General features: G+C 41.5%; 11 protein-coding genes. 9 read left to right on the top strand and 2 right to left on the bottom strand.

The window, feature by feature from the left end; translation table 11 throughout:
- Window positions 1-73 precede the first annotated feature (73 nt).
- Window positions 74-1,765, top strand: coding sequence for an asparagine synthase B (asnB, locus tag H8B17_RS11605; RefSeq protein WP_190309316.1), 1,692 nt, complete (start codon window positions 74-76; stop codon window positions 1,763-1,765).
- 34 nt (window positions 1,766-1,799) lie between these two features.
- On the opposite strand, the gene H8B17_RS11600 is transcribed toward asnB, so the two are convergent.
- Window positions 1,800-2,534, bottom strand: coding sequence for a 3-keto-disaccharide hydrolase (locus tag H8B17_RS11600; protein WP_190309315.1), 735 nt, complete (start codon window positions 2,532-2,534; stop codon window positions 1,800-1,802).
- A 91-nt stretch (window positions 2,535-2,625) separates the two neighbouring features.
- Between H8B17_RS11600 and H8B17_RS11595 the strand changes: the two genes are divergently transcribed.
- The 7 genes from H8B17_RS11595 to H8B17_RS11565 all read left to right on the top strand — a co-directional run bounded on the left by H8B17_RS11595 (window position 2,626) and on the right by H8B17_RS11565 (window position 11,330).
- Entirely contained in the window at window positions 2,626-2,991 is a 366-nt protein-coding gene (locus tag H8B17_RS11595; protein ID WP_190309314.1) for a dihydroneopterin aldolase, read from the top strand.
- Window positions 2,992-3,140: 149 nt separating this feature from the next.
- Window positions 3,141-3,584, top strand: coding sequence for an Hsp20/alpha crystallin family protein (locus H8B17_RS11590; protein ID WP_190309313.1), 444 nt, complete (start codon window positions 3,141-3,143; stop codon window positions 3,582-3,584).
- 137 nt (window positions 3,585-3,721) lie between these two features.
- Entirely contained in the window at window positions 3,722-4,360 is a 639-nt protein-coding gene (locus H8B17_RS11585) for a TetR/AcrR family transcriptional regulator (RefSeq protein WP_190309312.1), read from the top strand.
- 10 nt (window positions 4,361-4,370) lie between these two features.
- Complete coding sequence (locus H8B17_RS11580; protein ID WP_223816503.1) at window positions 4,371-5,747, top strand: TolC family protein; 1,377 nt, start codon at window positions 4,371-4,373, stop codon at window positions 5,745-5,747.
- 2 nt (window positions 5,748-5,749) lie between these two features.
- Window positions 5,750-6,808 carry an efflux RND transporter periplasmic adaptor subunit gene (locus H8B17_RS11575; RefSeq protein WP_190309311.1) on the top strand — a complete coding sequence of 353 codons (1,059 nt, stop codon included), beginning with the start codon at window positions 5,750-5,752 and terminating at the stop codon, window positions 6,806-6,808.
- A gap of 12 nt (window positions 6,809-6,820) precedes the next feature.
- Window positions 6,821-9,871, top strand: coding sequence for an efflux RND transporter permease subunit (locus H8B17_RS11570; protein WP_190309310.1), 3,051 nt, complete (start codon window positions 6,821-6,823; stop codon window positions 9,869-9,871).
- A 232-nt stretch (window positions 9,872-10,103) separates the two neighbouring features.
- Entirely contained in the window at window positions 10,104-11,330 is a 1,227-nt protein-coding gene (locus H8B17_RS11565; protein ID WP_190309309.1) for an MFS transporter, read from the top strand.
- A 101-nt stretch (window positions 11,331-11,431) separates the two neighbouring features.
- Here H8B17_RS11565 and H8B17_RS11560 read toward each other — a convergent pair whose 3' ends face one another.
- The gene (locus tag H8B17_RS11560; RefSeq protein ID WP_190309308.1) at window positions 11,432-11,914 is read right to left on the bottom strand and encodes a hypothetical protein; all 483 of its coding nucleotides are present in this window, start codon (window positions 11,912-11,914) and stop codon (window positions 11,432-11,434) included.
- A 311-nt stretch (window positions 11,915-12,225) separates the two neighbouring features.
- Between H8B17_RS11560 and H8B17_RS11555 the strand changes: the two genes are divergently transcribed.
- Entirely contained in the window at window positions 12,226-12,648 is a 423-nt protein-coding gene (locus H8B17_RS11555; RefSeq protein ID WP_190309307.1) for a DUF2721 domain-containing protein, read from the top strand.
- Window positions 12,649-12,650 lie beyond the last annotated feature (2 nt).

Raw genomic sequence — 12,650 nt, 5'->3', positions numbered from 1 at the left:
TTTACTTTTTTAATATGTTTCTTTGTGTCATTATGCTAATGGAAGTTAGTAAACAGTATTAAAATTTAAATTTATGTGTGGAATTGTTGGAGCTTTTGAATTAAAGCCATTCTCCTCAGAGAAGTTAAGGCCGCAGGTGTTGGAAATGTCAAAGCGTATTCGTCACCGCGGACCAGATTGGTCTGGCATCTATACCAGCGAAAAGGCAATTTTGGCGCATGAGCGCCTAGCTATTGTGGATCCTATATCGGGAAGCCAACCGTTGTTCAGCCAAGATGGAAACGTTGTTCTTGCCGTGAATGGTGAAATCTATAATCATCAACAACTTCGAAATACATTGCCTAATTACGAATTTACCACACATTCGGATTCCGAAGTTATTTTAGCGTTATATCTGGCGAAAGGCACTTCATTTATAGAAGACTTGAATGGCATATTTGGCTTTGCATTATACGATGCGCGAGATGACTCGTTTTTAATTGCGCGTGATCATATGGGTATCATTCCTTTGTATTATGGTAAAGACGAAAGCGGGCAGCTTTTTGTTGCTTCGGAATTAAAATCGTTGGAAGGTTTTTGTGTGGAGATAGCGCAATTCCCTCCGGGACATTACCTGTACAGTAAGGAAGGAAGTGAGCCTAGGAAGTGGTATTCGCGTGATTGGGAATCTTACGATGCCGTAAAAGGAAGCGAAACCGACTTAAGCAAATTGCGTCGTGCGCTCGAGGATGCGGTGCAACGCCAACTCATGTCAGACGTTCCCTATGGTGTGTTACTATCTGGTGGGTTGGATTCTTCTGTTATCGCAGCTATCACCAAGAGATTTGCTTCTACACGTGTCGAAACTGGTGGGAAAGAAGCTGCTTGGTATCCCCAATTACATTCTTTTGCAGTAGGGTTAAAAGGTGCGCCTGATTTAATTGCGGCTGAAAAAGCAGCTGACCATATTGGTACGATTCATCATGAAGTTAATTTTACGATTCAAGAAGGTCTGGATGCTATCCGTGATGTGATTTACCATTTAGAAACCTATGATGTAACTACTGTGCGCGCGTCAACACCGATGTATCTTTTGTCGCGGGTGATTAAATCGATGGGTATTAAAATGGTGTTATCAGGTGAAGGGTCTGATGAACTGTTCGGCGGATACCTCTATTTCCATAAAGCACCAAACGCACAAGAATTTCACGACGAGACTGTCCGGAAATTAAAAAAGCTATATCTGTATGACTGTTTGCGTGCGAACAAATCGTTGGCCGCATGGGGGGTTGAAGGGCGTGTGCCTTTTCTAGATAAGGAATTTATGGATGTGGCCATGACGATCAATCCGTCTGATAAGATGATTAGAGACGGTCGGATGGAAAAGTGGGTGGTGCGAAAGGCCTTTGAAGATTATCTGCCTGAAAGCATAGCTTGGCGACAAAAAGAACAATTTTCTGATGGCGTAGGATACAGTTGGATAGATACACTGAAAGAGCTAGCAGAAAGCGAGGTGTCAGATGTTGAATTTGAGACAGCGGCATCTCGTTTTCCGCTCAACGTACCTAAAAGTAAGGAAGAGTTTTTGTACCGTTCCATTTTTGAATCCCATTTTCCTTCAGAAGCTGCAGCTAAAACGGTGCCGTCTGTAAAATCGATTGCTTGTAGTACGCCAGAAGCACTGGCTTGGGATGCTTCTTTCCAGAATATGAACGATCCATCCGGTAGGGCAGTGGCCCATGTGCATAACGACAGTTATGAAAAAACAGCAGGCACAACCGTTTAACATTATTTAAGAGCGCTGCATGCAGCGCTCTTACTTATAAGGGTCTAATCCAGATATTACGGAAATTCACTAAATCGCCATGATCCTGCAAAATAATAGGCCCCGCACTATGTGCCTGTATTTTTGGTAAACCTATATATTCGGTCGTACCCTCGATTTGGGTATTGTTCTGTATCAATATGCCATTATGTAACACCATAACACTTCCTTTACTGATCAGCATGCCATCTTTATTAAATCGCGGTGCTTTATAAATAATGTCGTAGTGGTGCCATTCTTCTTCCGCGGCTCTGACTTCTACCAACGGCGGTTGCTGCTTGTAAATACTTCCTGCCTGTCCATTCACGTAGGTCGGATTATCGTTATTATCCAACACTTGGATTTCATATAGACCTTGAAGAAATATTCCGCTATTTCCGCGTCCCTGACCTTTGCCTTTTATCATTTCCGGACTTTTCCATTCCACATGAAGTTGAAAATCCTCAAACACCTGTTTGGTCTGAATATCGCCTGTTTTAGGTTTGACAGTGAGTGTACTATTTGCTACCGTCCAGTTGGCCGGTTGTTCGGGGTTGTTGCGGCTTACCCATTGATCAAGGTCTGTCCCATCGAAGAGAATAATTGCGTCGTTGGGCACTTGGTTTTCGAGTCTCACAACAGGAGGCTTCGGAGAATAAAATTCGGTGTCTTCGGGTTTGAATTTTGTCTGTGCCATACTACCTAGCGAGAATGCCAAAAATAGTAATGTGCTTCCTAATTGAATCTTCATTGAATAAATATTTTGGTGCTTATAAGTTAAAACAATAATATGTATTAATTTTTACATTTACATCTCGGTTTCATTTTTAATATGTTTGTATATGGGTTCTGTCATACAAGAAGTAGCATTACGTAATGTTCGTTTTTTTTCTCCTATTGGCTATTATGAAGAAGAACGTATTTTGGGGAATGAATTTTTCGTGGATGTATTTGTCTATTTTCCTTTCCGTAATCCCGATGCGGAAGATTTAACGAACACCATTAATTATGAAGAACTCTATCAACTTACGTGTGCGGTTATGAAAAAAGAACGCAAACTGCTTGAGTCCGCAGCGGAAGAGTTACTTTCCGGCATACGGTCACGTTATAGTTTTCTTGTTGAAGCACGGGTTTCTATTCGTAAGATAACGCCACCGTTCGGACATGACGAAGTGCAGACCGTTGTTTCGTTACATTATAAAATATAAAAAAATGATTTTAAAGACATTTTGTCTTGTAATAATGAAAATTAATGACATAATGTCTCCTTTTGTGTGTTCTGTTATTTCGGTATAAACTTTGATTAATATAAAAACGTAATAAAATAAAGAAAAATTAAAATTTAGGAGGATATAAAATGGCATTAATCAAATTTCCCAACAGAACCGTTAATTCAGATGTAGTTAACCCTTATGTGAACAGCTTTTTTGATAATATTTTCAATGATTCTTTTATTTCGGATCGTTTGGTGACGCGCGTCCCTGGAGTAAATATTGCTGAAACGGATAAATCTTTCCAAATTGAACTGGCGGCTCCGGGATTGAAAAAATCAGATTTTAAAATTAACGTAGATAAAAATCTGATTACTATTTCTGCGGAGAAAAAAGAAGAAACAGAAGTAGAGGAAAAATTGTACAGCAAGAAAGAATTCAATTATACTTCGTTTACGCGTTCTTTCTCTCTGCCAGAATCTGTAAACTACAATGACATCGAAGCAGAATATCTAGACGGTGTGCTACAGGTAACCGTGGGTAAGAAAGAAGATGCAATTGTAGCAAAAAGACTTATCGAAGTAAAATAATTGTGAGTAGTGTGGTTTAAGGTGAGGAAGAAGCCCCTGCAATTTTGCAGGGGCTTTCTTATTTTTTATAAACAAAATGGTTTAAAATTTTAAAAAGTTAACACTGTTCATTACTTTTGTTTTCGAAAAGAATTTATATGGGTATACAAGAACGGAAAACCAGGCACAAAGAAGATTTGCGCAAACGTATTTTGGAGGCCGCTAAAAAATTGTTTCTCACGGCAGGTTACGACGCAACCTCTATTCGGAAAATAGCAAAGGAGATTGAGTTTAGCCCTACGACAATCTATTTATATTATAAAGATAAACGGGATATAATATATGCGTTGCACCGGGAAGGATTTCAAGTATTACGACAAAACTTTCAACCGCTCATGCAAGTTGAATCTCCCTTTGAGCGACTGAAGGCTTTAGGGAGATGTTATATCCGTTTTGCGTTTACACACCCCGATCTATATGAGCTGATGTTTGTCATGAAGGATCCTATGGAATATCTGGAGGTTAATTGTGTAGAAACAGAATGGGAGGAGGGTGAGCGTGTTTTCGACTTTCTTTTGCAGACTGTTCGAGACTGTCAGCAAGTAGGGTACTTTAAAGGGTTGGATCCGAATCATGTGGCAATGGAGGCTTGGGCTTCTGTGCATGGCATGTGCGCTTTGTACGTTTCGGGTCACCTCAAAAGCATGATGCAGGTCGTTTTTGAAAGCGATGACCAAGAAGGGATGATCGAGAATGCTTTCCGTGTGCTGGCGCGTTATTTGGAATCGACTAAATAAAAAAATAAACATGAACTTAACACTGTTAATAATAAGGACGGTATTCATAAGTTTGATTTTGATATGCTTTTTATATGGAAAAACGGTGGGGCAGGAATCGCCCTTGCCACATTATATAGAAGACGGGCTGAACAATAATTTGGTGCTCCAACAAAAACACCTCTCCTTACAACGGGCCATGAATGCATTACAAGTGGCGAAATCCATGTACCTACCTGCTGTGGACGTAGACGTTTCGTACACACATGCGAAAGGTGGTCGGTCTATCAACCTGCCCGTGGGAGATTTGCTGAATCCGGTTTATAGCACATTGAATACACTTACGCAATCGCAAGCTTTCCCACAAATACAGAATGAAACCATCAATTTTCTCCCCCAAAACTACTACGATGCTAAAGTTCGCACGATAGTTCCGCTTATTAACACCAATATAACGTATAATAAGCAAATTAAAACGGATGCGGTACGTCTGCAAGAATCAGAAGTAGGCATTTATAAACGAGAATTAGTTAAGGAGATTAAGGAGGCCTATTACCAACATCTTAGTGCTCTGCAGATGGAAGGTATTTATAAATCTTCTTTGGATTTGGCCCACGAGGGGCTTCGGTCTAATCAAAAACTGTTAGACGCCGGTAAGGGCTTGCCAGCCTACATTATACGGGCAAAAGCAGAAATAGCACAAATCGAATCTCAACTCGCAGAAGTAGAAAACAATATTAAAAACAGCGCTCTGTATTTTAACGCGCTCCTGAATAGGGATGCTGACGCATTTATCGAACGGGATAGTACACTTTTTCTAGAACAGAATCAAAGCCTGCAAGACGGGCGGGAAATCGATGTTTCGCACCGTGAGGAGCTGCTCGCCTTACAAGCTGGTATTGCGATGCAAGAATCTGCATTACAAATGAACAAACGATATCTGGTACCGAAAGTAAGTGGATTTCTTGATTTAGGATCGCAAGCGGAAGGCTTGAAATTTAACCAAGATTCGCGCTATTTTATGGTTGGTCTAACGTTATCCATGCCGCTCTTTCAAGGCAATAGAAATCGGTTGAAGATTGAGGAGACGAAAATCGACCTTGCCGAATCATGGAATAGGAAAGCGCAAGCGGAGCAACAATTAACATTGGCGGCAAGAGCTGCCCGGAATGATGTGCTTGCAGCTCTTAAAAATTATGAAAAATCGAAAGTGCAGCTCGAAGCTGCGTCTACCTATCAACGGCTCATTCAGCGAGGCTATAGCGAAGGTGTGAATAGTTATATAGAAACCATTGATGCGCGTAGTCAATATACGTCCGCTAAACTTTCGGTCAACCTGAGTCAGTTACAAGTGCTTGCAGCATTGGCTAAATTAGAACGTGAATCGGCAACCTTTCAAATTCCTTGATCATGAACAAATTTTTTAATCTTTTAGTTTCTGTTGTTTATTTGACCGTGTTTTTATCTTCTTGTGGCCAAGCAGATCGCCAATCCGCCATTTCGTATACGGATACCATTCCTGTAACATTGATGCGCTTACATTCGGACGAGACTGGGACCAGTTTTGAGGCAACGGGTACATTCACCACAGATGATGAAACACTGCTGGGTTTTAAAAATGGTGGTGTTATCGAACGGATTTATGTTCGGGAGGGTGATCCTATTAAAGCAGGCCAGCTTCTAGCACGTGTGCACACAGATGAAATCGAGGCAAAGGTCTCACAGGCATCGTTAGCGTTGGAAAAAGCTAAACGGGATTATGAACGGGCAAGTAAACTGTATTACGATAGTGTTTCTACGTTGGAGCAGATGCAAAATGCGAAGACAGCGCTTGATCTGGCACAACAAGATATCAAGAGCGTACGCATCAATCAACAATATACCGATATACGCTCGACGAGCAATGGTTATGTGCTCGCCCGGTTGGCTCAGGAAGGGCAGGTGGTCGGCCCCGGTACGCCGGTTTTACAAGTAAACGGCGCAAGCGATGGGAATTGGCAATTGAAGGTCGGTGTATCGGATAGACAATGGGCAGCAGTCGATGAAGGAGATGCTGCAGAGATCTCATCCGACGCGTTGGGGGAAGGGATGTACCCTGCAATTGTACGAAAAAAATCGAAAGGATTAGATCCTAAAACAGGTACTTTTAGCGTATACCTAACGCTTGTCGATAATCCTTCTGCAAAGATAGCTGCAGGTATGTTTGGTAAAGCGTATATGCAGCCTCGCGCTGTAAAACAAGCTACATGGTCGATTCCGTATGAATCGCTCTTAGAAGGAAATGGAAAAGAAGGATATGTATTTATAACAGATGATAGAAAAACAGCTCGAAAAGCAAAAGTGCATATTGCATCCATTCAAGCAGATGAGGTGCTAATTTCTGCTGGATTGGAAGAAGCGACAGCATTAATTGTATCCGGTAGTCCGTATTTGGTTGACGGTACCCCTATAAAAGTGATCGAGCAATAAAAAACTTTCTATATGAACCTCATCAAATATCCTATTAAGAATTACCAGTTTACACTCATTATGGTATTGATGGTCGTTGTTGTTGCCATCAGTACCATGCTGACGATGCCTAGGGCGGAAGATCCAGAAATGAAGCCGGTGAGCTTTCCTGTTATTGTCGTATATCCGGGAACAAGTCCGAAAGATATGGAGCAACTCGTCGTGAAGCCGTTGGAAAGCCGCTTTTACGCTTTAGATGGGATAAAGCGTATCAAGACAACCATTACCAACGGCGTCGCTTTTATTTTTGTGGAGTACGTGTATGGCGAAAATTATGAGGGAAAATATCAAGAACTTATCCGGGAACTGAGTGCGGCGAAAGGAGAACTTCCCGATAATATTTATAGTGCAGAGGTCAAGAAAGTTGATCCCACGACGGTCAGTGTAATCCAAACCGCGTTGATTTCTGAAAATGCATCGACCGCCACGATGAAACGTCTGGCAGACGATTTAAAATCGCGCTTGGAGAAAGTGAAAGCGTTGAAAGATATAGAAATCAGCGGTTTGCCAGATCAGTTGATTCGTGTAGATTTAAATTTGTCACGACTAGCTAACTTAAAGATACCGATGGATCAGGTCGTCCAGGCGATGCAAAGTGAGAACCAAAATATTCCGGGGGGTGCAGTCGTTGCCGGGGGCAAGTCTTTTAGTGTAACAACCAGTGGCGACTATAAAAGTATTGAACAAATCAAAAATACGGTCATTTCAAGTGCAGAAGGACGAAATATCCTTCTGAACGATGTAGCCGATGTGTACCCCACATTTGGACAACCTACACATATAACTAGACTGAACGGGTATCATGCCGTGTTGGTGAATGCCGCACAAAAAGGTGGAATGAATATCAGCGAGACGCAGGCCACATATAGTCAAGTCTTTGAAGAATTTCGACAAACACTTCCTGCTAATGTAGACTTTATCGTGAACTTCGACCAAGCGGATCAAGTCAATAGCAGAATAAGCGGTCTCGCGATAGATTTCGTGATTGCCATTTCGTTGGTTTTGTTTACGCTATTGCCTTTAGGCTCTCGCGCATCGTTGGTCGTTATGATTGCGATACCACTTTCGCTGGGCTTGGGACTCATTACATTGAATATCATCGGTTATTCCTTAAATCAACTCAGTATAGTTGGTTTTGTGGTTGCTTTAGGGTTAGTGGTGGATGATAGTATTGTGGTCGTCGAAAATATTGAGCGATGGATGCGGGATGGATATACACGTTTGGAAGCTGCGATCAAAGGAACGCACCAGATCGCATTAGCTGTTGTTGGTTGTACTGTTACACTGGTGATCGCCTTTCTTCCCTTAATGTTTATGCCCGAGATGGCCGGAGATTTTATACGCAGTATGCCCACAGCTGTTATCGCATCTGTCGTTGGATCCATGTTTATTGCCCTGCTTGTCGTTCCTTTTCTGTCGAGCAAATTGTTGAAACCTCATGCTTCCCAAGAGGGGAATGCTATTTTACGGGTATTAAAGAAGATTATACACAGTACATACGCTGTCTGGCTAGACAAGGCGCTAAAACATCCTGCACGTACAGCCATTATTGCACTAGGTATATTCTTAGCTTCTTTGGCATTGATTCCCGTCGTTGGATTTTCACTTTTTCCAGCATCTGAAAAGCCACAATTTATGATTCACATTGCCGCACCATTGCAAGGTAGTTTACAAACAACGGATAGTATAACCAAGAAAATAGAAGGGGAGCTCCATCAAATAGAGGATATTAAATTTTTTACGAGTAACGTCGGAAAAGGAAACCCGACGATTTATTACAACATGAGTCAAGCCAGCGAAAATGTGGGGTACGCCGATATTTTTGTTCAGTTGCATGACGATGTGAAAGCAAAGGAAAAGGAGTTATTGATTGAGGATTTGCGACAGAAATGGACAAATTATTTGGGAGCCAAAATTGAGGTGAAGAATTTTGAACAAGGCGTACCCGTTATATCTCCCGTAGAAGTGCGTTTATTTGGAGATGATCTCGATACCTTACAACGTCTAGCAGCTGATGTAGAAGAACTGTTGAAAAATACACCAGGCAATGTGTATATAAATAATCCGTTAAAAAATAAGAAAACGGACTTACGAGTTTTAGTTAATAGAGAGAAGGCAGTGGCGTTGGGAGTTCCTACGGTACGGATTGATCAAACGGTGCGGATAGCGTTAGCCGGGTACGAGGTTGGGATATATACCGATCCCAAGGTGGATAACAACGAGTATAGCATTGTTGTCACCGTCCCGCGGCTAAATATGCCCGATATGACCGTATTTGACGGGATCTTCGTTAACAATGTGGAAGGAACGGCGATACCTCTTGCACAGTTAGCAACGTTAGCGTTCGAATCTTCACCGCCTAATATTTATCATCAAGACAAAAACAGAATGGTATCTGTAAATGCCTCTGTTGCTAAAGGCTTTACCAATGATGCAGTGATTCAGGAAGTTATTAAGAAGATGGACGCTTTTTCTTTTCCAACTGGTTATTCCTACGAAATGGGCGGGGAAGTAGAAAGTCGGGAGACCGCTTTTGGCGGCTTTGGTACCATTATTATGGTGACGGTATTTTTATTTATCGCCGTACTGATATTGGAGTTTAAGACATTTAAGAGTACGTTGATCGTTTTATCCGTAATTCCATTAGGTATCGTAGGTGCCGTGTTGGCCCTTTTGGTTACGGGGAATACATTGTCCTTCGTCGCAACAATTGGGTTAGTGGCTCTGGCGGGTATTGAAGTTAAAAATACAATCCTGTTGGTGGATTTTACGAATCAATTACGAAGAGAGGGCGTAGCACTTAACGATGCTATCGAGCAGGCTGGTGAGATCCGCTTCTTGCCTATTATCTTAACCTCACTTACGGCCATTGGAGGGCTGTTACCCATCGCGTGGTCTAGTAATCCGTTGATATCCCCCTTGGCTATCGTTATGATCGGTGGATTGATTAGTTCTACGTTATTGTCGCGGATTGTAACACCAGTCATCTATAAACTTATTCCACCGATAATCGAAAAAGATTGATGAAAAAAGAAATTATTAACGAAAAATAATTTCTTTTTTCTACATTTGTCCTTATCATGAAACTTACTTCTCTATATAGGATATTAACTGTGCGCGACAGAATAGCGTAAAGACTAGACAGCCATCGTGTCTAGATATCCATTAAATAAGCCGTGTCGCGCTTATATAATTCTTATATACATTTTATTTTTATTACAAACGTTCAAAAGATCACGTTTATATAGAAAAGTTTATGCACGAAAAAGAGAACTGGAAAAAGAAATTCCTCGTTATATGGATTGGGCAGTTTATATCATTGATTACAAGCTCAGCCGTGAATTTTGCTATTATCATATGGTTAAGTATCGAACATGGATCTGCTGAAGTGCTTGCTTATGGTGCTATTGCAGGGATGTTGCCTGCTGCGGTTATCGGTCCGTTTGCTGGGATATATATAGACCGTTGGAACCGAAAGAAAACCATGATGTTTGCCGATGGTTTTGTGGCATTATGCACCCTGGTGATGTCGATTAGTTTTTACCTCGGATACGAAAGTCTAATTTTAATATATGCTATGCTCGCACTACGTTCGGTAGGGTCGGCTTTCCATATGCCTGCCATGCAGGCATCCATTCCGATGATTGCACCAGAAAGTGAGCTATTACGCATTGCGGGAGTTAACCAAATGATACAATCAGTTTCTGCAATTGCAGGTCCTGCATTAGGAACTTTAGCGATCACCTTGATGTCTATAGGTAACGTGTTGCTATTGGATATCGTCGGTGCCGTCATAGCTATCAGTGCGTTACTGTTTGTATATATCCCGAATCCCGAAGTCCCTGAAAAGACGAAGGCCAGTTTCGGACAAGCATGGAACGATCTAAAATTAGGATTTAAGGCGATTTTAGACAATAAAGGACTAACCTGGCTTTTTGCTTATTCAACGATCGCTACATTTTGTATTATGCCCGTTGCCGTGTTGTTTCCTCTGTTAACATTACAATATTTTGGTGGAGGAAAATGGGAGATGAGTATCGTCGAAATGGTATGGGGGATTGGCATGTTGGTAGGAGGGAGTATATTGGGAATCTTTAAACCGACGATTCGGAAAGTCGTGATGATCAATATGACTACCATTGTATTAGGAATAAGCTTGGCATTATCAGGCGTCATTCCACCGCATACGTTTTGGGTTTTAGTAGGACTAACGGGGATAGGTGGCTTAGTGGCAACGATCTATAACGCAAGTTTTATGACGGTTTTGCAAGAAGAAGTAAGGCCGGAGGTAATGGGACGCGTGTTTTCCCTTTATTTTAGTATGGCCATTATCCCGACCGTTATTGGGTTACTCGGTACGGGATGGGCAGCAGATTTCTTTGGGGTAAACAATATATTTATTGCATTAGGTTGTATTATTGCACTTGTTGGCATCGTTTCTTTCTTTAACCGTTTTATTATGGATCTAGGAAAGAAAGGTTGAACGATTAAGGAAACGAAGCAATACCACAGTAACTTCGAGTGTAATTTCGGCTGTTTCTCCCATTGCAAGAGAACTAGGAGGTTTTGAAAATAAAGATCAGACTAGTCTACACAGTCATGTATTGTATATATGATGGAATAATTGGCCGCCTCGTCAGTATCTTGTCGGCCAGTGGCCGAGTTTACTGTGAATGGTTTTTGTGTTAACTGTTGTGAAGCTAGCTTAAATGCCACCACGATCGAATCCCTAAGCCCTTCTTGCATATAATTCCATGTGGCTTTAATCTCCTCCCCGGAAATAGTGCCTGTCAATACGCCTTTACGACTATCTTTTTCCGCCGGCATCCAGTTCATTACGCCTTCAACACGATCGCCATCTACCGTGAATTGTACAATAGTTGTATCTTGATTGTTGGTCCCTTCCGTTCGTAAATAACAATAGTGACCCGTTTTCTCAGGCGAAGCAGGCACTGTCGTGCTGGCGATACTGTCCTCCGTTATTTTTGAAGTTCCTTTTTTTTGTTCGCCGTTTCCGCAAGAAACTAATGCTAATAAAAAAATGCCCATTATGAGGTGTCTTGTCATTGTCTCCATATTTATATAATGAATCTTCGCAATAGTAGTGCCGAAATATTCTAAACACAGGCATCGGTTATCTTATTTTTTTTCAGGCTCTTAATTGTGTATGGAAAACAATATGGTGTTTCTGCGAGGAATAAGCCCGAGATCTAACATTGCGAAATCAACTGTTCAATGCACCAAGAAAGTGGATGGTCTGGTAGCCGTTCATCGCAGGTGCCGAGTCCAAAAAATGACGCATCGGATAATTATAATTTTCAACGTATCTTTGGTCATTGTCATGTTACTTGACAGCTAAAATAATATACGTCTAGCTTATGATGATAACATATGGTACCGCGGCTTTGCTCTTTCCAGCGATCAGTCTTATTATGCTGGCTTACACCAATCGGTTTTTGGCGTTGGCCGCTTTGGTGAGGCGTCTACATGCTAAATTCCTTGAACACAATACACGCGCAGTGTTGCAAGGACAAATTGGAAATCTTCGGTACCGACTTAAGTTACTAAGACATATGCAAGCTATGGGAGTTCTGAGTTTTATAAGCTGCATTGTGTGTATGTATGGCATTTATTTAAAAAGTACCCCAATTGCAGAGATAGCATTTGCGATGAGTCTTTTGTTTTTTACCATATCGTTAATTATTTCTTTCGTGGAAATACAATTGAGTAACAAGGCATTAGAACTGGAGTTGAGCGACATGGATCCTCGGGGGAAACCCGAGGATAACCATGAAGGATAGAA

Source organism: Sphingobacterium arenae (assembly GCF_014692505.1).
Taxonomy (GTDB): Bacteria; Bacteroidota; Bacteroidia; order Sphingobacteriales; family Sphingobacteriaceae; genus Sphingobacterium; species Sphingobacterium arenae.
The sequence above is the reverse complement of the archived record's forward strand: the minus strand, read 5'-3'. Positions and strand labels throughout refer to the sequence as shown.